This is a genomic window from Streptomyces sp. NPDC002209 (genome assembly GCF_042890265.1).
Classification (GTDB): domain Bacteria; phylum Actinomycetota; class Actinomycetes; order Streptomycetales; family Streptomycetaceae; genus Streptomyces.
In genome coordinates, this window is record NZ_JBIARX010000022.1 from 1 (window position 1) to 26,107 (window position 26,107).

A 26,107-nucleotide genomic window follows, 5' to 3' on the forward strand; every position below is an offset into this window, starting at 1 on the left:
ACCTCATGACCCGACGCCTCACCCACCAGAACACCCCCAACTGGCGCGACACCTGACCCCAAATGAAACAGACAACCGAGAATCAAACGCTCACTAAGGCACGGGTGGGTGTGGCTGGGAGGCTTGAGCCGGGTAGCGACACAGCCCGGCCGGTATTCGAGGGATTTCCGGAGCCTAAATCGTCAGAAGTCGTCGTGCTTGCCCCGCCGGCTCAGAGCGCTTCTTGAGGTTGTTATTTAGCGATGATTGCGACCGGGGCGTCCCAGGTGTTGCGGTCGACGGTGAGGGTGACGCCGCCGCGGGTTTCGGTGCTGTTGGCTGCGTACTGGTGGGCGCGGCGGTGGCCGGTGTACAGGTTCGGGTCCCAGCGCCAGTCGTCGGTGGTTGTCTCGTTCTTGTCCCACAGGGCGTACCAGAGGATGGCGGGGAGGTCTCGGCGGTCCGAGGCGTTCGCCACTGCGGCGGCGCTGCTGCTGGTGAACCCGTACATGCCTGGCCAGTAGCGCTGTGTGCGGACAGCTTTGTCCCAGGCGCGGACATAGGTGAGGACGGCGTCGAGGCAGGGGGCGTCGGAGAGGTTGAAGGGTTCCATGTCCAGGTAGAGGGCGCTGCCTGGCTTCATGCCCAGGGCCGAGGCCTTGGCGACGGCGTCATTGCCGTTCGCGGTGCCGACGGCGGCGGCATCGGCTGTGGTGAACCGTTCCGGATTGCTGCCGGTCTGGCATGGTGGCTGGGCGCCGACGTAGAGCGGCACGAGCTTCCAGCCGGCCGCGTCCACTGACTTCACCCAGGAAGCGGTCAGTTGCGGCTGGGCGCAGCCTCGGTTCTTCCCTCCGATGTAGACGGCCGCGCCGCCGTAGAACTGGTCGGAGCGCCATGCCTTCATCGCAGTGAGGGAGGGTGCGGTGCAGGTGTCGAACACACGCCCTGCGTAGAGGGAAGGAGTCGGGAGGCCGCGCCCGACCACAGCACCGTGGAAGGTCAAGGCGTTGGCGCTGACTGCCGTCGTCGCGGCAAGTGTCAGCCCTGCGGCCATCCAAATCAGGATGCGGGCGCGCCGTGATCGGCGGTGCTCGGACATGGATGCTCCCCTTGTGCTTCGAATCGTCTGTGCCACAGGCCGTGCCGTGCAGGTCTACGCCTACTTGAGGAAGCGAGTGGGGTCCTTGCGGCCAGGCGATCGTAGCGCCACAAGAGGCGGACAGAGAGGCCGGGTCGATTCACGGGTTTGCCGCTCGACTCTCGTGCCACGGCGTGCCCAGTCTGGGCGGCGCCCCGCTGCCGGGCTGCGGTCTCGGAGGACCGCTCGGCGTAGCGGTCCTCCGAGACGTCGTCGACGCGGTCGACCGAAGAGTCATCGCCTGCACGACGGTGTTCTGCTCAAGGGCGAGGCCGTCCGCACCGTTGCGGGTTACGTGTCCGCAACGGCCGCAGAGGCACCCACGTACGACCGGCCCTCGATCGTCAGGGCCTCGGCGTTGGCCGAGATGGCGGCTTCCCGTAGGCCGGGGACCTCGCTGGACATCGCCCGGTGCGGCGATTCAGCCGCCGCGTCGGCGGTGTGGCCCCTGCTGTCGCCGGGAACGCATATCCGCGCAAACAGCCCCTTCACCTCGGTATGCAAGTGGCTTGTTCTCGGCCACTCCAAAGCCGAAAATACGAAAAATCTGATCACTCAGCTCACCTTTAGGTAACTCTTGATCGTTGTTAGGGGGTGGCATGTCCATATCTGTTCCGGTATAGAAACCGGAGCCTCCGGCTACGTTTCGCCCTGCGCCGCATTTTTTTTCAGCCAGGCGCTTGAGAACTCTTGCTGGGGGGACAGTGAATCTTCGTAGTACTTCGGGCATGCTGCAGTGGCGTGCCCGGTCATGGACGGGCAGACCGGGTCGGCTCGGTGCCATCGCCACTGGTCTGGCCTTGGCGATGTCGATCTCGGCGCTCCCAGGGGCCGAACCCGCGCTCGCCGTCACGCAGCCCGCTCAGACGGCCAGGCCCACGACCGCGGCCGCTGCTGCCGACATACCCTCCGCCCGCGTGGCCGCCCGTCTGTCGGGCAAGCGGGTCGAAGCCCTGTCGGAGCGGACGGAGACGTCGACGACGTGGGCCAACAAGGACGGTTCGCTGACCTCAGAGGTAGCGGCCGGCCCGATCCGATTCAAGGACGCCACCGGCCAGTGGCGCGACGTGGACGTCAGTCTCACCGCTGCGGCCGACGGTTCGGTCGTGGCGAAGGCTCACCCGCAGGGGCTGCGGCTGAGCGGCAAGGCGGGAACCAAGGCCCAGTCGCTGCGTGCCGCTCAGTCGACCGCAGGCACCGATTTGGTGACGCTGGGCACTGGCGACGATGCGATCACCCTGCAGTGGCGTGGCGGGCTGCCGGCCCCGGTGCTGGACGGCACCCGGGCGACCTACCCGGACGCGGTGCCGGGTGCGAACGTGGTCGTAGAGGCCACGCGTACCGGCTTTGAGCAGTTCGTGGAGGTCAAGACCAGGCCCGAGGCGGGCTTCGGCTACACGCTTCCGCTGAAGACCAAGGGTCTGAAGGTCGAGCAGCAGGCGGACGGCAGTGTGCTGTTCACCGACAAGAAGTCCAAGAAGACGGCGACGATGCCGGCCCCGGTCATGTGGGACGCGACCGTCGACCCGGCCTCCGGTGAGCACACCCGCCGCGCCAAGGCCGGCATGAAGGTCGTCAAGACCAAGGAGGGCGTCGACCTCGTCATCACGCCCGACGCGGCCCTCCTCGCGGACCCGGCGACGAAGTACCCGGTGACCGTCGACCCGTCGACGTCCTCGCTCGGCAACCTCTTCGACACCTACGTCCAGCAAGGCGAGACCGTCGACTGGTCGAACGACACCGAGCTCGACTTCGGCAACCCGGGCACGAAGAACGGTGACGGCAGCTGGCGCACCGCCCGTTCGTTCGTCACCTGGAACACCGCGCCGATCGCCGACGCGCTCGTCTCGGACGCCAAGTTGTCGCTGTGGGACTTCCACTCGGGCAACACGGACTGCACCGCCCAGCCCTGGGAGGTGTGGACCGCCAACGGCCCCACCACCGCCTCCCGCTGGACCAACCAGCCGGCGATGGTCACCAAGATGGCCACTTCCACCGAGACCAAGGGCAACCCGGGCTGTGCCTCGCAGCCCGACGGCTGGATCAACGCGGACGTCACCAGCCTGGTCCAGCAGTGGGCGAACAACAAGTGGGCGTTCTCCAGCATGGGCCTGCGGGCGACGGACGAGAACAACATCAAGCAGTGGAAGCGGGTCAACTCCGCCAACGCCGCTGCCAACGTCCCCAAGCTCACGGTCACCTACAACTACCGGCCCAAGACCGGCACCAATCAGGAGGCCGGCCCGCCGTTCTTCTCGTACGGCGGTGCCTACACGGTGAACACCGTGACGCCCACCCTGCGCGACACCTTCGTCGACACGAACGGAGACAAGGTCAACGGCACCTTCCAGATCTTCGACACGGCCACCGACACCCAGGTCGGCAACGTCATCGTCTCCCCCTACGTCCCCTCCGGCCAGGTCGCCTCCGTGACCGTCCCCGCAGGTGTTCTGACGAACGGCAAGACGTACAAGTTCCGCACCAACCCCTACGACGGCACCCACTACAACACCGGCTGGTCCGCGTGGAAGACCTTCACCGTCGACACCACCGCCCCGGCCACGACCAGCATCGCCTCGACGGCGTTCCCGCGTGACGCCTGGTCCGGCACCCCGGACGCGGACGGCAAGCTCTCCGGCGGGTTCACCTTCACACCGCCCGTCTCCGACGTCCGCGACATCCAGTATTCGCTGGACGGCGCGCCCTGGAGCACCCTCTCCGCGACGGCCGCCGTCACCGAGCAGCTGAGCTTTGGCGCCGGCCAGCACACCGTGCGCGTACGGACGCGGGACAAGGCCGGCAACCTCTCGGCCGAGACCTCCTACCCCTTCGCCGCCGGTACGGGCGCCGCCCTGACCTCCCCGTCGGAGGGCGACCGCGCGGCACGCCGCAGCGTGCTCACCGCGGAGGGCCTGGCCACCTACACCGGGGTCACCTACCAGTACCGGCGCAGCGACACCGACGCGTGGCAGAACGTGCCCGTCGCCGATGTCCGCAAGGCCGCCGACGGCTCCGCCGTGGCCTCCTGGCCGCTGGCCTCGCCGCAGGGCCGCCCCGAGGCGCTGACGTGGAACATCACCGACACGCTGGCCGAAGACGGACCCGTCTCGGTGCGCGCGGTCTTCAACGTCGGAGCCCAGACGGCGAACTCGCCCGCACGGACGCTGACCGTGGACCGGAACGCGGGCACCGCCCCGTCCCAGAACGTGGGTCCGGGCGTGCTGAACATGCTGACCGGCGACTACGTCGTGTCGGCCACCGATGCCAGCGCCTACGGCCTGACGGTCTCCCGCACCGCCGCGTCCCGGGGCCGTCTGCAGGCGGCCGCCGAGACGGCGCCGATCTTCGGCAAGGAGTGGCTGTCCGGCACCGCGCTCGACGGCAACAGCGCCTGGCTGCACGTCCGCAAGACCTCCGCGACCTCGCTCGCGCTGGTCACCCTCGGCGGCCTGGAGATCGGTTTCACCTCCGTCGCGGGTGGCGGCTGGAAGCCCGAGCCCGGTTCGGAGGAGCTCACCCTCACCGGTGCGTTCACCGGCTCCTTCACCCTGAAGGACAACGGCGGCCACATCACGGAGTTCGTCAAGCAGGACCCGGCGCAGGCTACCTGGCCTGCCGTGACCTCCGAGCTGGACGGCCAGTCCGGCAGCGAGACCAAGGTGGTCGCCGAGACGGTGACCATCGGCGGCAAGAAGCTGTCGCGCCCCAAGCTGCTCGTCGGGACGACCTCCGCGGTCCCGCTGACGACCTGCGCCACGACTCCGGCCACCAAGGGCTGCCGGGTGATCGAGTTCACCTACGCCACCAGCACGACGGCCACGACCTTCGCGTTCGGCGACTTCGCGGACCAGGTCAAGGAAATCAGGCTGTGGGCCACCGAGCCGGGCGCCTCCGCGGCCACCTCCAAGCCGGTGTCCACGTACCGCTACGACAGCTCCGGTCGGCTCCGCCAGCAGTGGAACCCCAACCTGGCGCAGTCCACCATGGCCGAGTACGACTACGACTCCGCGGGCCGCGTCACCTCGCTGCGCTCGCAGTCGGAGCTGCCCTACACCTTCACCTACGGCAAGGCGGGCAACAGTGCCGCCGCCGGTGAGGGCATGCTGCTCAAGATGTCGCGTCCCGGCCTGAAGCAGGGCACGACCGACGTGGAAGAGGGGACGGCGGCCCAGAGCATCGTCTACGACGTGCCGCTGACCGGCTCGAAGGCCCCGTACCAGATGGGCTCCAACGACGTGAAGGCCTGGGGCCAGCAGCAGCTGGTTACGGACGCCACCGCCGTCTTCCCGGCGGACAGCGTTCCGGCCTCGAATGACGGCGCGCAGCTCTCCGCGTCGAACTACACGCGTGCGGCGCTCATGTACACGGACGCCTCCGGGCGCGAGGTGAACGCCGCGGCGCCCGGCGGGCACATCACCACCAAGGAGTACGACAGGTACGGCAACACGGTCCACAGCCTGTCCGCCGCCAACCGGGAACTCGCCCTCGGCATCAGCACGTCCGACCAGGCCATGCTCGCCGACCTCGGCGTGCAGAACCTGCCGTCCGCGGAGCGCGCCGAACTGCTCTCGGCCCGCACGGTCTACGACAGCACGGGTACGCGGGGCCTGGAGGCCCTCGCCCCGCTGCGCCGGGTCACCCTCGCCCAGCCGCTGACCTCCGGCGGTAGCACCCTCGTGGCAGCCGGCGAGTCCGTCGTGGCGCGGAACTGGACGAAGAACACCTACGACGAGGGCCGTCCCACGGACGGCTCCGCCACAGTCGAGAACCAGATCACCCGCGTCTCGATCGGCGCCCAGCTCCTGGCCCACCCGTCACTGATGGCGGAGCCGCGGATCACAGAGCACACCTACGACTGGGTGAAGGGCCTGAAGACCAAGACGGTCGAGGACCCGGGCGGTGTCGCGCTCACCGAGACCACCGAGTACGACGACCAGGGCCGCGCGACCAGCGAGACCCTGCCCGGCGGTGGTGGCCAGGCCGCCACCACCCAGATCACCACGTACTGGTCGGCGACCGGTACCGGCGAGTGCAAGGGCCGGCCCGAATGGGCCGACCGTCCCTGCATCACCCGTCCCGCCGGCGCGATCACAGGCGGCGGCTCCAACCCCAGCGAGCGGCCCTCCGTCGCCGCCGAGTACGACTTCTTCGGCAACCCGACGAAGTCCACCGAGACCATCGGCGGACAGACCCGGGTCACCGAGAAGACGTTCGACGCCGCGAGCCGACAGACCGGCGTGAAGGTCACCGGCGGACTCGGCACGGCCGTGCCGGAGACCAAGACCGAGTACGACCCGACCACCGGACGCGAGGTCAAGACCACCTCGCCCACGGCCGGCACGATCACAACCGCCCACGACAAGCTCGGCCGTGTCGTCTCCTACACCGACGCCGACGGCGGGGTCACCGCGACCCAGTACGACCTCCTCAACCGGCCGGTCAAGGAGACCGACTCCATCCTCTCGACGGTGACGTACGCCTACGACCACGCGGCCGAGCCGCGCGGCGTGGCCACCCAGACCACCGACTCGGTCGCGGGCACGTTCAACGTCGCGTACGACGCCGACGGCGCCGTCGTCTCCGAGACCCTGCCCGGCGGCTACTCGCTCGCCCAGCGCCGCGACCCGGCGGGCGGTGTCCTCCTGCGCGAGTACACCCGCACCGGCGACGGCGTGGCCGTCCTGTCCGACAGCGTGACCCGGTCCATCCACGGCCAGGTCCTGGAGCACTCCGGGCTGACCTCGCAGGACTACGGCTACGACGGCATCGGCCGCCTGACGTCCGTCAAGGACGACGCCGTGGACGGCTGCACCACCCGCACGTACTCCTTCGACAGCCGGAGCAACCGCACCGGACAGACCACCGCAACCGGCGCCCCCGGTGCGGCCTGCCCGACCTCGGGCGGCACCTCCGTCACCCACACCTACGACAGTGCCGACCGTCTGACCGACAGCGGCTACACCTACGACGCCTGGGGCCGGACCACGGCCAAGCCCGGCACCACGATCGGCTACTACACCAACGACCTCGTGCGCCAGCAGACCACGGGCAACCAGCGCCAGACCTGGGAGCTCGACGCCTCCATGCGCTTCCGCTCGTTCACGGCGGAGAGCAACGCGTCCGGTTCCTGGGCGCAGACCTCGTCCAAGGTCAACCACTACGCCGCGGACGGCGACAGCCCGAGCTGGATCGTGGAAGACGGGACGGGCACCATCACCCGCATGGTGAGCTCGGCCCCCGGCGAGTTCGCCGCGACCACCACCGCCACGGGCGGCACGGTGCTGCAGCTGACCAACATCCACGGTGACGTGGCCCTCCAACTCCCGCTGGACACGGCCCAGCCGCCGGTGGCACTCAGCACCGACGAGTACGGCAACCCGCGTGCGGGACAGGTGGACACGCGCTACGACTGGCTGGGCGGCAAGCAGCGCTCCAGCGAGAACGTCGGCGGCCTCACCCTGATGGGCGTGCGCCTGTACGACCCGACCATCGGCCGCTTCCTGAGCCGTGACGCGGACCCCAAGGGCGGCGCCAACGCCTACGCGTACTGCTCGGGCGACCCGGTCAACTGCTGGGACACCACCGGCCTGCTGGACTACACCGTCACGTACTTCATCGGTACCGGGAACGCGACCCCGCAGGGTGTCTTCAGTTACTGGATGAACTACTTCGGCAAGATCTTCCCGCTGGCCGGCCGCGCAAACCGCGTCTCCTACTACGGGCAGTTCATGCCGCTCCGGGACCACGTCGGCATCGACATCAACTTCAACGTGCGCGTGGGTTACATCGGCTCCACCTACCTGCTGTTGTGGGCCGCCCCCGGCAGTATCGTCTACGGCCGGAACTCCTACGTCGAGTTCTGGATCACCAAGTGGTGGACCGGCGGAAGGTGGGGCTACCTCTACCTCAACGTCCACGGCCACACCAGTGGCGACACGACGGCGGACTACATCCCGGGCTGGATGTACAAATTTGGTGCGGCAGCTACCTGGCGCAGGTTGGCCACCAACCTGAACCGATACCTCTGGTAACCCCTTACAGAAGCAATCCGGGGGCCTGAAACTCGGAACGCTGCCGGGGGTGGTGCGCACTCACCGCGCCCCACCCCCGGCTCTCTGCAATTGCCGAACCCTCAAGGCTGGACGTCATCCATGAAGATCATTGAAACGGCAGTATTGGCCTGGCGAGAGCCGTTCTCCCGCGTGTACATGGCCGTACTCGCGGTGTGTGCGCTATGGGCGGTGGCCGGTGGCATCGGCCTGGGCGAGGAATGGCGGCTGCCGCGCTTGTTCGCGGTGATCCTGACGATGCCCTGGTTTCTGGTCGTCCACCTCTTCTTCGTGGTCACCAACGCCGACTGGGCGCTGCTCGGCTACAGCTTCTACTTCGACTCCCCGGCCTGGTTGTTCGAACCCGTCTTCATCCTCTATTGCCTCACCGCGGGGCTGATCAACGCCCACCTCTTCGCCCGCTGGTCCCGAGCCGCGTATCGCCCCTGGTCGGTGCCGCTGTACACGACGCTCTTCTTCGTACTCGTGCTCATCGTCTGGCACCTCTGAGCACTGGCGGTGGAGGAGCCGGAAAAGGCCCCGCCGAACGAGGAGCCGGAGGGCCCCCGGCGGAGTGATGAGCCGCTTGTTGCGGCTGCGGGCCCAGGAACGGCTTGCGCGGGGGCATGTGCGTCTTGCGGGGGAGTGTTTGGGGGGTGTCGGAGCGGACGGTGTGGCGGTGGCTCGCGCAGGCGGAGGCCGAGCCCCGCTTGGCGGCCCGTCCAGGGCAGCGACCGGAGGACCGGTTCGAGGTGACGGCTGAGGTACGGGTACTCCTCGCCTACTGGCGTGGCGACGCGTCCGCAGTTCACCGGCAGCTGGTGGCCCGCGCCCAGACGGCGGCCGGTGAGCCGGTAATCGCGGTCCGGGGAGGTGCGCCGATCAAGGCGGTGCCTTTGCTGAATCCGGTGCCGTCGTTGTCGACGTTCCTGCGCGCGGTGCGCCGTGACCTGACCGCGTGCGAGCGCGCGGGTCTGGCCCGCGGGACGGAGGCGGCCCGGGCCCACGATGTGTTCGGACGTCGCCCAACGCCCGTGAGATGGTTGCTGTCATGACTATTGGCGCGCCGGGCAGCGAGGTTCTACTCGAGACGAGTCGGCTGCTGCTCAGACCTTGGCGGGTAGACGAGGCTGTCGTCCAGCGTGAACTGTGGACCGAACGTGATCCACGAGTGCCGCCGCACCGCCGAATCGACGTGGACGGACACCCCACGGTCGCGGAGCTCGAGGATTCGATCCGCACCAACAAGGTGTGGTCGACCGGGTTGCTGGCGGTCGAGCGGAAGGCGTCTCGTGACGTCATCGGCTATTGCGGGCTGGTCGACAGCGGGCGAGGGTCGGTAGGGGAACCGGAACTGGCATTCGAGCTGCTACGCCGAATTTGGCGTCAGGGATACGCGACCGAGGCCTCGTTGGCGGTTCTGGAATGGGCGCGATCGTCTGGGTACGAACGTCTGTGGGCCACCGTCTGGGACTGGAACACTGCTTCTCGCAGAGTGCTGGCCAAGGTCGGGTTCACCGAGACCGATCGGAAGGAAGTGGACGCGGTACACGGGACCACCTTGTTCACCACGAGACGGCTCTGACACACCCGACGTTTGACCTTGCGGACGGATCCGTGCAGTGCCGCTTGGCGACAGGTGTCCCCCTTCTCGTCGGCGGTGTCAACGGTCTCTGAATATTGACCCCGTGTGGGTCTCCGAAAATTGACCCCTTTGTTGTCGGCGACTCGGGTCTGCTGACCTTGCTCTGGACGAGCCGAGCTGTCGGCCATGGATGCGAGACTCGTCGCCATGACGTTGTGCGATTACTTCTCTGCTGCTGACGACCAAGCAGCGTTGGCGGTGGCCGGGCGGGCCGGAGGGCCGGCCGACGCTGCGCTCGACGTGGTCTTCCTCAAGAACATCGACCCGGTCGTCGCCATTGCCCAGCTCGAAGCGATCCTCACGGACTGCACCTATGAGGAGGCCAGCCGACGCCCGCGGGCCGGGCAGCTGCTGTCCTCTCCAGAGGACGAAGGCCGCCTCATCATCAGCGTGTCGGACACCCTGGCCGAGGCCCTCGCCGGGGCGACGGGGGCCGACCTGGAACGCGTCGCCGAGGCGTGGTCGATGACCGCCGAACTGCAGCAGAGCAAGGTCGACGCCTCCAACGCGCTCGATGTCCTTGAGGCCCTGGCGGGCCTCGCCCAGCGTGCCCGGTCAGCCGACATGCACCTGTATTGCTGGTGGTCGATCTGAACCGGACCGGCTGTCCGGGGCGGCTCAGTCGCGGCTGGCGCGGTTTTCCTTCGCGAGGAGTTCGCGCCGCTGGCGGGTCCGGTAGGAGTCGCCGGTGAGGGTGAGGACCTCGGCGTGGTGGACCAGGCGGTCGATCATCGCGGCGGCCGCGACGTCGTCGGAGAAGGTCTCTCCCCATCGCCCGAAGGGCAGGTTCGAGGTGACCATAACCGAGCCCTGTTCGTAGCGGGAGGCGATGAGCTGGAAGAACAGGTTCGCGGCGTCCTGGTCGAAGGGGATGTAGCCCACCTCGTCGATGATGATCAACTTGTAGCGGCGGATCTTCTTCAACTCGGCGTCCAGACGCCCGGCCTGGTGAGCCGCCTGGAGCCGGGCGATCCAGTTGCTGGCGGTGTCGAACAGCACCGAATAGCCGGCGTGGGCGGCCTTCACCCCGAGCCCGATCGCCAGGTGGGTCTTGTTGATCCCGGGCGGGCCGAGCAGGATCACGTTCTCCGCCTTCGCGACGAACGTGCCGGTCGCCAGGTGCGCAAGGACGTCGCGCCGCAGCAACGGCAGGTGGTCGAGGTTGAAGTCCTCCAGCGTCTTGACCTGCGGGAAGTGGGCGGTGCGGATCCGCATCACGGTGCCTTTGGACTCCCGGTCGGCGACCTGCCGCTGCAGCAGGGCTGCCAGATACTCCTCGTGGGACCAGTTTTCGTCCCGCGCCTGCTCGGGAAGCTCCTCCCAGAACGCGCCGATTGCGGCGGCCTCAGGGAGGGTGAATGCCAGCGGTGAATATATCCCTCTCAAGACCTTTCCTCAGGGGCAATTTGGCCGATGGGCGCATGTTGTGACCGTCGATCACAAGCGACTTTTCTTCTACCGTAACGACAGTGACGCGAAGGCCATGGCCGCAACGGGTGAGATGGATCCGAACGGCAATTACCTCAGCCTGAAGGATTTTCCTGCTGGGCAATTCGCGCGGTGGACCCTGATCGTTGGATAAATCATCCCCACTAACCCCCTGCGTGCGTGTTCTACGGCCGACAACTCAGGTGTCGGAGGCGACGAGTTCGCCGGTCAAGACCAGGCTGGCGGAAAGCTGCTCCGCGGCGGCCGCCACCAGAGTTGGCTACCGGTCCTGCACCCCGCAACGGTGTGGCCGGCCCCGCCCGCCGCTACGGCTTCGACCCCAGGCCGGTGCAGTGGGAGGTGGAGGCGTTGGAGCCGGCCAAGCTCCAGAGCCTGGTCCTCGCCTCCGGCGATCCGTACATCGACCGCCGCGTGCTCGTCCGGCAGATCGCCTGACAGGAACAGCAGCGCCCGACGCCTGGCAGGCCGAGGCCGTACACAGCGCCCGTACCGGTTACCCGTGGGAGGGGATCGCGGGGCCCTGGGCACCTCGAAGCGGTCCGCGCACAAGCGGTTCAGCCGCTGAGAGACGGGGCGCAATGCGGGCGGGCCCGGAGGCCGACGGGGCGGGGCAGGGGGCTCGGCCTCGCCGGGGTTCCTCGGTTATGCCAGTCGGTCGCTGCTGACGCCGGTACCGGGGCTGGTGACCATGCCAGCTTGGTAGGCGAGGACCGCGGCTTGTGTCCGGTTGTCCAGCCCGAGGCGGTTCAGCATGCGGGACGCGTACGTCTTGACACTGGCGAGGGAGAGATGGAGGGTCTCGGCGATCTGCTGGTTGGTGTGGCCGGCGCCGATGAGCGCCAGCACCTCCCGCTCGCTCTCCGTCAGGCTTGCGATTTTCTCCTGCATGCCGTCGGACCCGGCGGTGGTGCGTGACTGTGCCTGGCTGACCAGCTTGGTCATGATCTCGGGTGACGTCACGGTGCCTCCCGCCGCCGCCGTTCGGACGGCGGCGGTCAGCTCGGCGCCGCTGAGGTCTTTGAGCAGGAAACCCGAGGCCCCGGCGTTCAGCGCCTGGATCACCAGGTCGTCCGTGGTGAACGTGGTCAGCACCAGGACACGGGGCGGCTTCTCCAGCCGCAGCAACTGCGGTGTGGCCTCGACACCGCTGATGTGTGGCATGTGCAGGTCCAAGAGGACCACGTCCGGCTGGTGGCCGCGCGCGGCGCTGATGGCTTCCGCCCCGTCGGCCGCCTCGCCGACAACGACGATCCCCTCGGAATCGGCGAGGACGGAACGCAGCCCTGAGCGGATGAGGCTTTGGTCATCAACGATCAGAACTCTGATCGGCACCGGTGGCTCCTTCGTTGCGGCGGGGATGGCCGGGTGGCGGCTGAGTGGGGTGCGACGAGGCGACGCGAATGCTTCTATCACCGTTCCTGCGTTTCCGCGCTGTGGGCGGACGAAGACGCGCCGGACCGGTTGTCGCCACGACTGCTGGCCTGACGACGTTCCGCTGCTTCTTGCGGAGGCGGTTCCTTTCGCCTTGCCGGGCGCTGATCCGGCGGCAGGCAGGTGAGCGCCGGATCACCGCCACATCGGGTGTCTAGCCCTGTAGTTCGCCGGCGGTGATGCCGCGGCGGAAGGCGGTCCATTCCGCGGCGCTGAAGCGCAGTGCTTCGCGGTCGGGGTTTTTGGAGTCGCGTATTGCGACGGCTCCGCCGGGCAGGTGTGTTACCTCGACGCAGGCTCCGTCGCCGGTGCTGAATGAGGATTTCTGGGAGAGGTCCAGCGCGTACAGGTCGTCCTTCGCCATGCTGTTCTCCTTTTCGGGGGAAGGCTGCGCCTCATCTCTACCCGGCCCGTACGGCGCCTACCGGCCAGCTTCCTTTGCCCACTCCGGGCGTCCTGCCGGGCGCCCGGGGACCGGGTGCCGGCCTTGGCGGCCAGGGGTCGGGGGCAGCCCGTGCCGATATGGCGTGCTCGGGTGAGGCCCGTACCCAGAGCGCTCTGGGGGCAGCAGTACCACCGGGCCGCCCCAAGCAGGCAGGAGTGACCGGATGGTGATGGCCGGTCAGTGACAGGCGATATCCGCCCCGGGTCCCAGGGGGCGCCGGCCCGGGGAACGGGTCATCGCGGGCACCCCGGGCGCAGTGCCGGTGTCCTCGGCAGGCTCGGCGGCGAGGCGGGCCCGGCGCGCAGCCGCGGGCGGCATGGAGGGTGTTGTGGGGCCGGGGCCGGTGCCCAGGGGGCGGCGTTCGCTCATGTGCCCAGTGTCGCGGACACGGCTTGTGCGTTCGGCCGGTGGCTGATGGTGCGGTGGAGAGAGGCGCGCAGGATCGCCCCGGTGGTGATGATCCGCGCGGCGGCGCGGCCGCGTTCGGCGAGGGCTTTGGGCGGCGCGGCCTGCCTGCTCGCCGCATCCGGTCCCCACCGGTCGCCCCAATTGCGATCTCTCGGTCTGGGGGCAGTGGTGTGAGAGGCGGCGGGTCATGGTGTGTTGGTGCTGGTCGGGGGCTGTTTCGGGGCGTGGGGTCACTGTTTTGAGCGTGAGAGATCGGTGTGGGATGGCTGATCTGGGCGTTCATCGCGCCTGGGGTGACGCCGTCTCAGTCTTGTGAGTCCTTATCCACCTGTGGCGGGGGTTGGTGTGATCGGGGGTGGATCGGGACGGGCGGCGTGTAGGCCGGGCTCCCATCACTGGGGCTGGATGTCTGGTTTGGGGTGGCTGTGTCTGTCCGGGTGGGTTCGATGATCTACAGTGACTTTCTGTCATGGGTCGTAACTGTCGGTGGCGTGCGTGGTGCTCCGTGGTGATGGCCTGAGGGATGGTTTTGATCTAGGAGAGGGGACGCAGTGGGCAATTCGAAGCTGGCTGCTCCGTCTGATCTGCGTGCTGACATCCGCTATCGCGATGACGGCAAGTACACGATGTACGGGATCAGCCTGCGATGGCAGATCGGGGAGAACGCCCCTGATCAGGGGGCCTGGCCCCCGCCGGCGGACTGGGAGGAGGGCAACGCGTCCTATCCGCACCTGTACGAGGTGTGGCTCAACGACGAGCTGCGGCAGACGGTCTTCTTGCACTGGTCTGCCTGGAACTGGATCCAGTCCAACTCCCACTGGGTGGATCTGGGTGACGAGGAGCCGGAAGAGCAGTTCCGTGTGAAGATCCGCGCCAAGGTGGACGGTCAGTTCACGCCCTTCACCAACGTGGTCACCATCGGTTCGGAGCAGGCAGGCTCCCGTAAGTGGGCGGTGCGCCAGCCTCGCCGCAGGGCCCCCAAGTCCTCCGGGACCTCGATGGCGGATCCGCGGCACGGCACGGCCAATCATCCGCGCAGCCGGGCCGGCGCCGCGATCCGGGACCAGGACCCCTCACGGATCTGTGCCGAGGCGCGCCGTGTCAACACGAGCACCGACTGGCACGAAGTGGTGCCGGGGGCTGCCAGGATGCTCGCCGACTATCCGTGGAACAACGCCCAGAAGTACCTCGAGTACCGCAAGTTCTTCGAGGAGGGCACCCTGGCGTCCGCGGGCAACCCGGCTTTCCGCGGCCTGGACCTGGAACCGGGCGACACGCTCGGGGACTGGCCCCTGACGGAGCTGGACACCTCGGCCTCCACCCAGACCTTCACCTACGACTACATGGCGTATCACCAGGGCGAGAGCTGGTCCCACCGCTGGTTCATCACCCGTGACGACTGGGTTCCTTCCCACGGCTTGAGCTGGCAGGACCTGGATCCGATCCCGTTCCTGGTCGAGGTGCACGGTGCGCCGAGGGAAGAGGAGTCCGCCAGCTGGGAGTTCGCCTCCCTCCCGCGCCGGACCGGGCGGGCGGCGATCGTGGGTATCTGGGGCGGTCACGGGGGGCCGGACACCCCGAACGGCGAGAACGGCGGTAAGACGGGCGAATTCTTCCTGTCCACCTGCGACGTGATCCTGCGGTAGCCGAGTCTCTGCGCCGCCCGATCGACCGCCCCCGGCCGACGACCACCTCGTCGGCCGGGGGCCGGAGCAGGCGGTCAGGAGCCGGCCCACTCCACCCCGAGCCCGGCCAGGGCTTCGATGTCGCCGGTCAGTGAAACTGAGCAGTCGTCAGGCTTCGGACCTGCGGTTGTGCAGGTTGGCTGAGCGGGGCGTGATGGGCGACGTGTGAGTTGCAGTGGTTGGCGGCAGGGCTTTCAGGGTGGGTTTTGCCTGGTGGGTGGGTTGTGGGGTGTCGTTCTTCTGCTGAAGGCGGGTGTCGTTTCCCGCTGAAAGTTTGCTGTCGTGTGTGTGGGCTTGCCGTGCAGGGGCTGGCTGCTCGGCTCGCTGTGCCGGTGTACCTGCGTGGACACACCACGCTGGCGGAGATCGCCGCCGGTTTCGGGATCAGCGAGTCCACCGCCCACGCCTACACCAGCGCGGTCGTCGACCTGCTCGCCGCACGTGCACCGGGCCTGCTGCGAGCATGATTCCGACTTCGTCCTGCTCGTCGGGACACTCGCCGAGTGTGACCGTGTCGGCGACGGCCGGGCCGGCTGCTCCCACAAACACCGGGCCCCGCGGCGTGAATGTGCAGATCGTCACCGACCCCGGAGGCCGGCTGCTCTGGCTCTCGCCCGCCCTGCCGGGCCGCACCCATGACCTGACCGCCGCCCGCACCCACCGGATCATCCGCATCTGCGAGCGCCAAGGCGTTCACATCGTGGCCGATCTCGCCTACCAGGGCGGCGGCCTCTGGCTGACCACCGGCATCGAACGCAGACCGCGGCAGGAACTGACCCCCACCGAGAAGACCCGCAGCCGGGCCCTGGCCGCGGCGCGGGCACCCGTCGAGCGCGGTATCGCCCGTCTGAAGTCCTGGCGGATCTTCCGCAGATCCCGATGCAGCCCCGTTCCACGCGCACCTCGGGGCGGGTCCGGTCCTCAACCCCGTGCCGGAGTCACGGTGCGAGGCCATGCTGAACCGGCACCGTGTACCGGACGCTCCTCGGACCCCGGCCCGCCGCGGCCGACTGCGCCAGAAGTCCTCCTGCCCGGCGCCGCGGCAACTGTCCGACGCGGCATGGGACGAGCTGTTTGCGGCGATGGGAAGCGATCGAGACAGGGCCCTGCTGTCGTGCGGTGACGAAGGAGCCCCGACGGCTCCGGGTCCCAAACCGTTTGCCCTCGGTGCCCGGCGCGGTGTGACATGTGGGCATGAGCAGAATGGCGCAGGTCATCGTGTTGGCCCGGTACGAGGATGAGGTGATGGAGCCGCTGACGCGGCCGGACGAGGCCCGCACCTGGCAGGGCTGCTTCGTGCAGATTCCCATGTTCGTCGGGGGCTGGCACATCGAATTCGAGCGGTGGAACCGGCGCCTCGGGGTGCTCAAGGACCTGGAGTCCCTGCCCTGGAACGAGCCTGCCTGCGTCCAGGTCATGCTGCACGACGAGGACGATGACCTGTTCGGTCTGTGGATGTTCCGGGACGGAGTCCTCGTGGAGGTGGGGATCCCCGGCACCCAGCGGGTGCACTGCGCTTCCTCCCCGTGGGACGTGGATCCCGGCTTCCTGATTCGGACCGGTCTGGGCAGGGGAGAGGACCGGCACTCGCCGGAGCACGTACAAGACCCGCGGTTGTGCTGGTGACCCGGCGAAGAAGGAGCCGGACACATGCCTGCTCGGGGCCGGACCGGTTTCGCCTGGCTCCGGGCAGGACTGGCTGGACAAGTCCTAGGAAGGGGCACAGGTGCGGTCGCCGGCGTCGCTGAGCTGGAGCGGAGCCTTGGATGTCGTGCCGTCGTGGCTCAAGAGCAACGTGATGCTGCCCTTCGTGTAGTCCGGGAACCACACCGCATACAGGGTGCGGGCACCGTCCGCGACGGTACCGACCCGGTGGACTTCCAGGGGTTCGCCGCTGCACGTCGCAGAGGTCACCTGCTGGTGGTCGGTGGCGAAGAGGCGAACCCAGCCATCGGTGAAGAGGGTTGCGAGCGGGTCCACCCCGCGCGAGTTTCCGATGGCCATGGGATTGGTGGCGCAGGCCCGCTCGGAGAAGCCAGTTTCGCCGACCGACGCCCAGCACAGGCGCCGGTCGGTCGTCTCCCAGGCGTAGGCGGCGCCGGTTGGCCAAGCCTCGGCCAGCATCAGGCCCTGGGAGCCGGGGGCGTCGGGGCCCACTGCCCCCGATGCCATCAGGGTGGTACGGGTCCGGTTGATCACCGCGGTGAGATCCGGAGGCGAGGGAGTCGGCGCAGCGGTCGAGGCAGAGGCTTGAGTGGCCGACGGCTTCGCAGCGGTCCCTTCCCCGCCTGAGCAGCCCGTAGAGGCCGTGACCAGCAATATCGCTGCCCCGAAGGCGGCGCGAAGTACGTTTCGCATGAGCGGTCCCCCCCTTTTTGTGCTCCCCCGCGACCGGGGCAGCAACAGAGGATCACACACAGCAGCCGGGTCCGGACCACTACCCCGCCGCCGACTTCCATGCTCAGGCCTGCCAACTCACTCGGCTCCGTCGAGCCGGAGGACGTCAAGGGCCATGAAGCAGGGATGCGGATCGCGAGCGTGGGCACGCTACGAGCGCGGGCGGCAGCTCGGCGCTGCAACGTCTCGAACGACAGCTGGCCCGCTTCCGGATCCCATACCAGCAGCTCACCATCCAGGACCAGTCCCGGCGGGAGCTCTCCACCGCTGTTAGACGACTCTCTGCGTGGCGATGAGGCGGGGGTGATGGCGAGACCCCCGTTGCACACAGGCTGTGGTCGCGCCTGGGTCCCGGTCGTCTCTTTGTGTGCGACGACGCGTTGGAACACGAACGGGGCCGTCGACGTGTCCCTGTACACGGTCATCTGCAAACGCGTAGGGGGCTGGCCTCGCTTGGTCAGATCGAGTCAGCCGCCGATGGTGCCGGCGAGAGCAATACAGACGAGCATCCCCACAGTGCAGCCGTCGGCTACCCACGCCCAGGTGTAGCGCCGGACCGTACGGGAGTTCCCTCTCGGGTCCCGCCGTTCCGCAAGCCTGGCCTTGATCTGGACGATGGCCCGATCGGTGGAACCAGCGAAGTGGTCCACGATCGATCCGGCGAACCCGAACGCCCCGATCTCGACAGCTTGCGACGTGGTGATGATCAGGCTCCCGCCGTTGTCAGCTGCCGCCTTGGCCACGTATCGGTAGGGAATGTCATGGGTGAACACGGGATTCACCACAGATAGCACCTTCTCGCTGAGCACTATGCGGGATCCGGTGATCCGCCGGATGAACGCGATCCCGCCTAGCATCACAGCCATGACCGTGAGTGCGTCCGTGTCAGGCCCGCCTTCGGCCATGCTCACCCAGGCCCCCAGCGCGATCTCTCCAAGTAGCGTGGTGAACAGAAGCGACAGGAAGACGAATGACTTCCGGCGCAGCATCTTCCGGCCTTTGGCACGCACGGGCGCCTTCTTGGGAGCACGCCCGGTATTCGTCAAGCCTCGGCTTTCCACTTTGCGCCCCTTCCGGCCAGGAGCGCACGCAGGTGTGGTGTATCTTGAACGCGTTCAGTTGAACATGTTCAAGGGGGGGGTTGTGGTGACGGAATGCCAGGGGGTGCCGGCTCGGCAACTGAGGTGGGCCGTGGCAGGGGTTGTGGTGGCAGGGATCCTGGGGGTCTTCGGGCTCGTGGTCGCGCCCTTCCTGGCGCATTTCCTCTTTCTCAGTGCGGCTGCGGCTGCCCTCCCGCTTGTGGTGCGAGACTGGCCGAAGGTGTTTTCCGGTGCCTGCCTCGTGGTTGGGGTGGGTCTGCTGGCCTGGGCCGTGATCGGCGCTGCCATCGGGATGTTCGTGTTCATCCCGGTGGCTCTGTTGCTGCTGGTCGCCGCCTTCGCAGACGGCGGCGTTCGCCCGGGCGCATAGTTGGTGGTGATCAAGCCCATCGTGGCGGTGACAGCCGTAGCAGCGTCCTCTCTCCATCCTCCGGACCCGGCGGGCGGACCGACACCCCCGCGGCCTCCGACTTCGACGAGGTCGGGTTCGTGGACATGGCCGAGCTCCGTGGCCGGCGGCGCCGGTGAGCCTGCCCCCGTACGCGGTCCGCCTCTCGGCCCGGCCGCGAAGGTTCTCGCCGAACTCCCCGAGCACGCCGAAGAAACGGTCTGGGACCTGCCCGACGCCGCCGCGGCCGACCCGTGGGGCTTCCGCCAGTGGGACCCCGGCGACCCCGGAGACGAAGACGTCCGGATCACGTCCGCCGGTCAGCTGTCCGTCGTCTACTTCGCCAACCGGCCGCGGCGGCACCTGCCCGTACTGGACATCGTCTGGCTCGGGTAGTTCCTGACCGCCGTGCCGACGCACTCGCCCGCATCACATCTGTCGCGGACTTGAACGTCCGGAACGCATGATGCTCACGAGCCCAGTCACGCAGTTCCGGCTGACGGACCGTCGGCCTGGGATGGCGGGCGCCCTGACCGCTCCGCGCCCGGGCGAAAGCGGAGGGCGCCAAGGCCATCCGCCGCCGGGGCCAGGCTCGCGAGTGCTACGCGACCGAGAGATCGTTACCGAACACTGCCTCGGCCGCCTGTCTCCCCCCGCCAGTGGGCGAGGTTGTGTCGGGTGGCGAGGGTGTGGGGGTGGTCCGGGCCCAGCACCCGCATTCGGTCGGCCAGCAGTTCGGCGAGCGCGACGGCGGCGCCAGCCGGATCCCCCGCCCGCCCCAGCCAGTGGGCAAGGTCGTGTCGGGTGGTGAGGGTGTCGGGGTGGTCCGGGCCCAGCAGCCGCAGCCTGTCGGGCAGCAACTGCTCGAAATCGGCCACAGCGCCATCTGCATCCCCCGCCCACCCCCGCCAGTGGGCAAGGTCGTGTCGGGTGGTGAGGGTGTCGGGGTGGTCCGCGCCCAACACCCGAACCCTGTCGGGCAACAACGCGGCGAGCGAGGCGACGACACCATCCGCTTCCCCTGCCTCCCCCCGCCACCGGCCAAGGCTGTGTCGGGTGGTGAGGGTGTCGGGATGGTCCGGGCCTAGCACCCGCAGCCTGTCGGGCAGCAACTGCTCGAAGCCGGCCACAGCGCCATCTGCGTCCCCCGCCCGCCCCCGCCAGTAGGCAAGGTCGTGTCGGGTGGTGAGGGTGTCGGGGTGGTCCGGGCCCAGCACCCGCAGCTTGTCGGGCAGCAACTGCTCGAAGCCGGCCACAGCGCCATCTGCGTCCCCCGCCCGCCCCCGCCAGTGGGCAAGGTCGTGTCGGGTGGTGAGGGTGTCGGGGTGGTCCGCGCCCGACACCCGCAGCCTGTCGGGCAGCAACTGCTCGAAATCGGCCGCAGCGCCATCTGCATCCCCCGCCTCCCCCCGCCACCGGGCGAGGCTGCTCCGAGCGGTGAGGGTGTCGGGATGGTTTGCGCCCAGCACCCGCAGCATGTCTGCCAGTAACTGCTCGAAGTCGGCGGCACCGTCCGCATCCCCCGCCCGCCCCCGCCAGTAGGCAAGGTTGTGCCGAGCGGTGAGGGTGTAGGGGTCGTCCGGGCCCAGCACCCGCAGTCTGTCCTCCAGCAACTCGGCGAGCGAGGCGGCTGCTGCTGCCGCGTCTCCCGCCTGCCCCTGCCAATGGGCGAGGTTGCTGCGGGCGGCCAGGGTGTTGGGGTGGTCCGGGCCCAGCACCCGCAGCGTGTCCTCCAGCAACTGCTCGCAGTCGGCGGTGCCGTCCGCATTTCCCGCCCGCCGCCGCCAGTAGGCGAGGTTATACCTGGCGGTGAGGGTGTTGGGGTGGTCCGGGCCGAGGCGCGTGTGCGCGGTGTCGGCAAGGTGGCGGAAGTATGCGGTGGCGGCGGTGACCTGGCCGGCCTCGCCAAGGCTTGCACCAGTGCGGTAGAGCACGGCGTGGGCCTCGGGCTGGTAGAGGGCCTCTGGCGCGTGGCGGGTGAGGGCATCGGTGTTGGCGCGCAGGGCCCGGGCGAGGCCGGTGTCCCGCTCCACGTCGGGCCAGGTGGCGGTCAGGGCGTCGGCGACGGTACGCGCGAGCCGGTCGTACCGGTCGGTGGGCAGGGGTTCGCGAACGGCACGCTGGATCAGCTGGTGCACGTGGACGGCTTGCTGAGGGGTTCCGGGGGTGTGGTTGATCAGGCTCAGGCGGTGGAGCACACGCAGGGTGTCGTACGCCTGCTCCGCTGTGATGGGCGCGGCCGGGTCGTGTCCTGGTGAGGGGTGGGTGCGGTGTTCGGCGAGGTAGGCCAGCACGGGTGGGCTGGTCAGGACGGCGGCGGGGATGCCGTTGGGGTCGAGCATCGCGGCGACTTCGAGCATGGGTCGAGCCAGGCCGGCCGGCTGGAGTTTGCTGGCGCGGCCGATGGACAGCGACCAGGCCGCGGCCGTGCTGGTGGTCTGGTCGTCGGGCAGGGCGTCGGTATCGGGGAGCAGGTCGGCCAGGCGGCGGGTGTGGTCGGCCAGGTGCCGGCGGTAGGTGGCGCAGTCCAGTTCGGCGTCGATGAGGTAGGCGGCTGCCTGGGACAGGGCCAGGGGGAGGTGGCCGAGGTCGGTGGCCAGGTACGCGAGTTGCTGGTCGGGTTCGTGGCGGCCGCGCTCGGCCAGGGCCGCCCGCAGGTATGAGGTGGCCTCGCCGGGGGTGAACATGCCTACCGGTACCTGGCGTCGGCCGGGGCCGCTGAGGGCGGCGTCGCGGCGGCGGGTGGTGACCACCGTGGCGCCGTGCGGGCTGGTCGGCGGCCACAGGCCGGAGAGGTCGGCGGGGGAGGACACGTCGTCCAGGACGATCAGCCAGCGCCGTGGCGTCGCCGTGGCTCGGGGTTCGAGCCACGCGAGGAACGCCCTCGCGGCGTCCTCGGGGTTCTCCGGAGGCACGGGCAGAATCTCTGCAGCGGCTTGCGCGTACCCGGACATGATCGCCGTCCGGGTGCTGGCGGTGATCCAGATCAGGAGGTCCGCGGTGCCCGAGTGCCAGGCACGGCGGGCGTAGTCGGCGGCGAGCTGAGTCTTGCCGACTCCGCCCGCACCGGCCAGCACCTGGCCGACGAGGACCGCGGTGTTCCCGTCAGCCAGGGCCGCGCCGACTTGGTCCACCGCGCGGCGGTGCTGGAAACAGTCGGCACGCCGCGGGATCACGCCGACCTGGTGCGGCCAGGACACCAAGGGGCGCGTGTTGGGGAAGTAGTTGTTCTGCGTGCTGTGGTGGCCGTACTGCCCGGCGGTGGGTCCGTTGAACGTACTTCCGCCGCTTCCACGGGTGTGTTCGGGGTCGGCGGCCGGCCCGTTCAGGACCCGGCCCCGAAGTGGTTGTCCATCCGGTTGTTGTCCCCCGTCTGGATTGCGGTGGGGCCGTTGAAGGTGCCCGAGACGCCACCCCCGCCACCTGTGTGCGCGGACTGTTCGTCGATCAAGGCCCGCAGTCCCTCGGCGAGCCGTGCGCGTTCCTGCGTATCGCTCACGCTCTCCAACAACACCTCGAAGCGGGTCTGCCAGGAAGCCTCCTGACGGATCCGTACCCGGCCCACCTCGGCCGGCTCCAGCTCCCGCAAGGCGGTGGCCGTCTGGTCCAGGCGTTCCAGCTCCGCCTGTTCCAGCGCCGGATCCCCACGGCCCAGCAGCCGGGCCACCCGGGACCGCAGCCCGTTCCACGCGTCAGTACCCGCCGCTTGGACCACCGCTGTCCCGCCCGCCACGGCCACTGCCGCCAACGCCGCCTCCAGCATCCCCACCACCTCCACGCTCGCGTCTCTGCTCCTGCGACCGTACCGCCGCCCCGGCACGCAGGCAGCGATCGCGCGAAAATGCCCGACAACCACGCGTCTGCCCCTGCGCCCACCGGGTGCAGGGCCGGGGCGCCGCCCCGACGGGACGGCGCCTGAGGCCCGCATGGGGGGTGGCGGCCACAGCGGTGCCGTGGGGGAGAGGAATCACTGCTGTGGCCGGGCGCCTTGAACATGCCCTCGGTGCACGTGGGTCACGTGCGAAACCACCTGTGCGCATGGAGAGGTGCGGGCCGGGTTTACAGACTGGCATTGTGCTCACCTGCGCGGCTCGCCCGCAGCGGCGCCAGGCCGGCCTTCGTAATGTGTGTCGTGGGAGCGGGGTGCGCCCCCGTCGGCAGGCCGTTCGCGGTGAGGGCTGTCCTCCGGTGAGAGGTGGCAGCCCAGGTGAGAGCCGGGCGGGGCAGGTTGCCGTGCGGAGCGGGCCTGGGGGGCCGGTTGCGTGGCGGCAGCGCGGGTGGAGGCCGCTTCGGCGACCCGCTTGGGCGTCGCCGGGTGGCGGGGCGTCAGCAGGTGAGGGTGACCTCGTGCACGACCGGCTGGGGTGTCCAGGGGAAGGAGGCCACGCCGAACGTGCCGCGGAGCGTGCTGCCACAGGGGACGGTGCTCGCCGGGCCGCGCACCTCGAGCGTCGTGGTGGTGAAGACGACAGGCTTGTTGTGCGTGAGGGGCGGGGCGCCGGCGCCCACGACCTCGGCGGACAGCGTGGTGGACAGCTCCTTTGTGGCCGGCGTCGGGCTGCCGGGAGAGGGCGGCCCGGCGAGGCTGACCCTGCCATAGAACTGCACCGCGTTACCGGTGACTTCCGCGCACAGCCGGGTGAGCAGGCCTGCCTGAAGACCCGAGTTCCCGCAGGTGGTCACGGTCTGGTCGGCGGCGGCCTCGGGGGTCGCGGCGGCCGGGCCGGCGGCCAGAACGGTCAGGCCGGCAACGCCGACCGCGAGAAGGGCTAAGCGGTTCATGGGGACGTGCTCTCCTTGGTGTATTCGTCGGTGCGTGACGGGCCATCAACCCGCCTTGTGTGATGTGATATTTCACATCACACAAGAAGGCGAGAAGATCGCGCCCTGAACTCCTTCCATCGGGGGGTCAAACTCTCCGGCGCAGCGGTCGGCCCGACCTTCCGTGGTCGAGCAGCGCAAGCCCCGCCTCGCTCTCCGCATCGGCGAGGTCACCAGCCTGGTCGCACCTGGCAGCAGCAGGCGCTGCGGGCTCTATCGAGGCGGTTACCGGTGGGAGGTCACCAGCCAGTGAGGGTTGGGCACCTGCCGCCCGGGTATTGGCCGGCCCTGGCGCCACCCGTTGGGGGGTCCTACGGACACGGTCAGCTCGCCCTTGCCGTCCTGGGCTGCGAGTTCAGCGGAGGCTTCCTTGGCCGGGGGGTACTACAGGGTGAGGTAGGAATTGCGGACGTCGAAGTCGACGCCCAGCTGGTCTGTGGCCGGGGTGCCGTTACGCGCCCGCGCGGTCGAACCGGACTTCCCCACCCCCTGGAACATGATCGTCTTCCCGGACGGCAGCGTTCACGACGCCGCCACCCACCCCGACCCGCCCGCGGCCCCGCCGACCCTGCCGCGCTCGTTCCCGAGGACCACCGGGCCGCGTGGACGGCGCTGTGGGCCACGCACGCGGCTGGGGACCTCCCCACCGCGGTCGTCCTCGCGCACCGCCTGGAGGCACAGCTACTGACTTCGGCGTGTCAGGGTGAACTGTGGGGAGGTCAGTAGCGCCCAGGGTCGGCGGGATTCACCAGCGCCCTGAGGGTGCAGCTGCTGTTCAGGCCCGGGTGGTGAGTCGCGCGAGTGCCACGTCGTAGCGTGTTTGGACCTCTGGACTTGGGGCTGCGCGCAGGAGGGCGGCGAGTGCTCGTACCGTGCCGTCGTCGTAGCCGGCGGCTTCCGCTTCCCGGGCCGCGAGGTCGAGCTGTGCGGTGCCCTCGGCGTGGTGTCCGAGTCCGAGCAGTGCCTCGCCCTTGATCGCGAGCAGGAGGAGGTGGGGGATGTCGGTGGCGCCGGGGCGGTAGTCGAAGTCCAGGGTGCGGGTGGCGATGGTGAGGGCTTGCTGCTAGGCCGTTTCTTAGCGATCACCTCGCGGCCCAGATGTGGATGGCCGCGAGGTGAAGGGCCGCCTGGTAAGCGGTGGCTGTCTTGTCATAGCAAGTGGCGATACCGCGCCACTGTTTCAGCTTGTTGATGCAGCGTTCGACGGTGTTCCGCTGCTTGTAGGCCTCGCGGTCGAAGCCCGGCGGCCGACCGCCCTTGCTGCCAAGTCGTCTGCGATTGGCGATCTGGTCGGCCGGCTGCGGGATCACGGCCCGGATCCTGCGTTTGCGCAGGTGCTCGCGGATCGCACGGGACGAATACGCCTTGTCGGCCAGCACGACGACGGGGCGGGATCGCGGCCTGCCTTTCGGCCTCGTCACCCGGATTGCGGCCATGACCTGGGTGAACGCCGGTGCGTCCCCGGCCTGGCCGGGAGTGAGGACGAAAGCGAGCGGGCGGCAGCGGCCGTCAGAGGCAAGATGGATCTTCGTGGTCAGCCCGCCGCGGGATCGTCCGAGGGCATGATTGGCCGGCTCGCCGGCCGGAGCCCCTTTTGACGGGCCCCGGCGGCGTGCTGGTGGGCGCGGACGATCGTGGAATCGACGGCGACGACCCAGTCCAGGTCCTCCTCGGCGTCGGCCTGGGCAAGCAGAGCGACGAACACTCGCTCCCACGTGCCGTCGATCGCCCACATCCGCAGCCTGCTGTGGGCGCCCTTCCACGAACCGAACCGCTCGGGCAGGTCCATCCACGGCGTACCGGTGCGGTACTTGAACGCGATCGCGTCGATCACCTGCCGGTGATCCCGCCACCGCCCACCACGCCTCGGCGTCCGATCCGGCAGCAACGGCTCGATCCGCGCCCACTGCGCGTCAGTCAACGACACATACCAACCAGCGATCATATGATCGGTAAGAAACGGCCTAGTGGCCGGCGTCGGCCTGGTGGCGGGCGAGGTGCTGGGTGGCGAGGCGTTCGACCCTGCGGTCACCGATGCGGCGGCCCAGGTCGGCGGCGCGCTCGCAGCTGGTGGCGGCCTGGTCCAGGTCGCAGAGGGCGGCTTGGGCCATGGCGAGGACGATCAGGGCGTTGGCCTCGGCGAAGGTGTCGCCAGCGCGGGCGGCGAGC

Annotated in this window: 21 protein-coding genes and 2 pseudogenes; 11 read left to right on the forward strand and 12 right to left on the reverse strand. The window is 69.1% G+C overall.

From position 1 onward, the window contains the following. Positions 1–232: 232 nt before the first annotated feature. Both ACFYXK_RS29560 and ACFYXK_RS29565 read right to left on the reverse strand, forming a co-directional pair. Positions 233–1,081, reverse strand: coding sequence for a glycoside hydrolase domain-containing protein (locus tag ACFYXK_RS29560; RefSeq protein ID WP_389413893.1), 849 nt, complete (start codon positions 1,079–1,081; stop codon positions 233–235). A gap of 330 nt (positions 1,082–1,411) precedes the next feature. Beyond that, positions 1,412–1,612, reverse strand: coding sequence for a hypothetical protein (locus tag ACFYXK_RS29565; RefSeq protein ID WP_389413894.1), 201 nt, complete (start codon positions 1,610–1,612; stop codon positions 1,412–1,414). Positions 1,613–1,926: 314 nt separating this feature from the next. On the opposite strand from ACFYXK_RS29565, the gene ACFYXK_RS29570 reads away from it, so the two are divergent. From ACFYXK_RS29570 to ACFYXK_RS29590, 5 genes and pseudogenes are all read left to right on the forward strand, one after another. Continuing rightward, positions 1,927–8,151, forward strand: a complete 6,225-nt coding sequence (locus ACFYXK_RS29570; RefSeq protein WP_389413980.1) for an RHS repeat-associated core domain-containing protein — start codon at positions 1,927–1,929, stop codon at positions 8,149–8,151. A gap of 120 nt (positions 8,152–8,271) precedes the next feature. Then, a complete protein-coding gene (locus ACFYXK_RS29575) occupies positions 8,272–8,679 on the forward strand; it encodes a hypothetical protein (protein ID WP_389413895.1) in 408 nt (135 codons plus the stop codon). A gap of 67 nt (positions 8,680–8,746) precedes the next feature. Then, positions 8,747–9,197: pseudogene (locus ACFYXK_RS29580) on the forward strand (hypothetical protein); the annotation flags it as partial. A 23-nt stretch (positions 9,198–9,220) separates the two neighbouring features. Next, on the forward strand, positions 9,221–9,754 hold the full coding sequence (locus tag ACFYXK_RS29585; protein ID WP_389413896.1) for a GNAT family N-acetyltransferase: 534 nt from the start codon (positions 9,221–9,223) through the stop codon (positions 9,752–9,754). Positions 9,755–9,940: 186 nt separating this feature from the next. Next, positions 9,941–10,408, forward strand: a complete 468-nt coding sequence (locus ACFYXK_RS29590) for a hypothetical protein (protein WP_389413897.1) — start codon at positions 9,941–9,943, stop codon at positions 10,406–10,408. 24 nt (positions 10,409–10,432) lie between these two features. Here ACFYXK_RS29590 and istB read toward each other — a convergent pair whose 3' ends face one another. Continuing rightward, entirely contained in the window at positions 10,433–11,200 is a 768-nt protein-coding gene (istB, locus tag ACFYXK_RS29595) for an IS21-like element helper ATPase IstB (protein WP_389413898.1), read from the reverse strand. 348 nt (positions 11,201–11,548) lie between these two features. Here istB and ACFYXK_RS29600 point away from each other — a divergent pair, with 348 nt between their 5' ends. Continuing rightward, positions 11,549–11,698, forward strand: a complete 150-nt coding sequence (locus ACFYXK_RS29600; protein ID WP_389413899.1) for a hypothetical protein — start codon at positions 11,549–11,551, stop codon at positions 11,696–11,698. A 207-nt stretch (positions 11,699–11,905) separates the two neighbouring features. Here the strand turns inward: ACFYXK_RS29600 and ACFYXK_RS29605 are convergent, their stop codons facing one another. The 3 genes from ACFYXK_RS29605 to ACFYXK_RS29615 all read right to left on the reverse strand — a co-directional run bounded on the left by ACFYXK_RS29605 (position 11,906) and on the right by ACFYXK_RS29615 (position 13,508). Beyond that, positions 11,906–12,595 carry a response regulator gene (locus ACFYXK_RS29605; RefSeq protein ID WP_389413900.1) on the reverse strand — a complete coding sequence of 230 codons (690 nt, stop codon included), beginning with the start codon at positions 12,593–12,595 and terminating at the stop codon, positions 11,906–11,908. 253 nt (positions 12,596–12,848) lie between these two features. After that, complete coding sequence (locus ACFYXK_RS29610) at positions 12,849–13,058, reverse strand: DUF397 domain-containing protein (RefSeq protein WP_389413901.1); 210 nt, start codon at positions 13,056–13,058, stop codon at positions 12,849–12,851. Positions 13,059–13,316: 258 nt separating this feature from the next. Continuing rightward, entirely contained in the window at positions 13,317–13,508 is a 192-nt protein-coding gene (locus ACFYXK_RS29615) for a hypothetical protein (protein ID WP_389413902.1), read from the reverse strand. Positions 13,509–14,098: 590 nt separating this feature from the next. Here ACFYXK_RS29615 and ACFYXK_RS29620 point away from each other — a divergent pair. The 3 genes and pseudogenes from ACFYXK_RS29620 to ACFYXK_RS29630 all read left to right on the forward strand — a co-directional run bounded on the left by ACFYXK_RS29620 (position 14,099) and on the right by ACFYXK_RS29630 (position 16,858). Then, positions 14,099–15,193, forward strand: coding sequence for a lytic polysaccharide monooxygenase auxiliary activity family 9 protein (locus tag ACFYXK_RS29620; protein ID WP_389413903.1), 1,095 nt, complete (start codon positions 14,099–14,101; stop codon positions 15,191–15,193). Between the two features lie 371 nt (positions 15,194–15,564). Beyond that, a pseudogene (locus tag ACFYXK_RS29625) lies at positions 15,565–16,121 on the forward strand (transposase family protein); the annotation flags it as partial. 305 nt (positions 16,122–16,426) lie between these two features. Beyond that, the gene (locus ACFYXK_RS29630; RefSeq protein ID WP_389413904.1) at positions 16,427–16,858 is read left to right on the forward strand and encodes a hypothetical protein; all 432 of its coding nucleotides are present in this window, start codon (positions 16,427–16,429) and stop codon (positions 16,856–16,858) included. 84 nt (positions 16,859–16,942) lie between these two features. On the opposite strand, the gene ACFYXK_RS29635 is transcribed toward ACFYXK_RS29630, so the two are convergent. Then, the gene (locus tag ACFYXK_RS29635; protein WP_389413905.1) at positions 16,943–17,431 is read right to left on the reverse strand and encodes a hypothetical protein; all 489 of its coding nucleotides are present in this window, start codon (positions 17,429–17,431) and stop codon (positions 16,943–16,945) included. 665 nt (positions 17,432–18,096) lie between these two features. Then, positions 18,097–18,639, reverse strand: a complete 543-nt coding sequence (locus ACFYXK_RS29640) for a hypothetical protein (protein ID WP_389413906.1) — start codon at positions 18,637–18,639, stop codon at positions 18,097–18,099. 85 nt (positions 18,640–18,724) lie between these two features. Between ACFYXK_RS29640 and ACFYXK_RS29645 the strand changes: the two genes are divergently transcribed. Both ACFYXK_RS29645 and ACFYXK_RS29650 read left to right on the forward strand, forming a co-directional pair. Then, positions 18,725–19,099 carry a hypothetical protein gene (locus ACFYXK_RS29645; RefSeq protein WP_389413907.1) on the forward strand — a complete coding sequence of 125 codons (375 nt, stop codon included), beginning with the start codon at positions 18,725–18,727 and terminating at the stop codon, positions 19,097–19,099. Between the two features lie 138 nt (positions 19,100–19,237). After that, positions 19,238–19,513 carry a hypothetical protein gene (locus ACFYXK_RS29650; protein ID WP_389413908.1) on the forward strand — a complete coding sequence of 92 codons (276 nt, stop codon included), beginning with the start codon at positions 19,238–19,240 and terminating at the stop codon, positions 19,511–19,513. A gap of 224 nt (positions 19,514–19,737) precedes the next feature. Here the strand turns inward: ACFYXK_RS29650 and ACFYXK_RS29655 are convergent, their stop codons facing one another. The 4 genes from ACFYXK_RS29655 to ACFYXK_RS29670 form a co-directional block, all read right to left on the reverse strand. After that, the gene (locus tag ACFYXK_RS29655) at positions 19,738–22,317 is read right to left on the reverse strand and encodes a tetratricopeptide repeat protein (protein WP_389413909.1); all 2,580 of its coding nucleotides are present in this window, start codon (positions 22,315–22,317) and stop codon (positions 19,738–19,740) included. 125 nt (positions 22,318–22,442) lie between these two features. Continuing rightward, a complete protein-coding gene (locus ACFYXK_RS29660; RefSeq protein WP_389413910.1) occupies positions 22,443–22,895 on the reverse strand; it encodes a hypothetical protein in 453 nt (150 codons plus the stop codon). 548 nt (positions 22,896–23,443) lie between these two features. Beyond that, positions 23,444–23,899: a hypothetical protein gene (locus tag ACFYXK_RS29665; RefSeq protein ID WP_389413911.1), complete on the reverse strand. Its 456-nt coding sequence runs from the start codon at positions 23,897–23,899 to the stop codon at positions 23,444–23,446. 1,121 nt (positions 23,900–25,020) lie between these two features. Beyond that, positions 25,021–25,883, reverse strand: a protein-coding gene (locus ACFYXK_RS29670) for an IS5 family transposase (RefSeq protein ID WP_389413912.1) whose coding sequence is annotated in 2 segments (ribosomal slippage) — positions 25,021–25,523 and positions 25,523–25,883 — 864 coding nt in all. Because the reading frame shifts where the segments join, the coding sequence is not laid out codon by codon here. Positions 25,884–26,107: the final 224 nt, after the last annotated feature.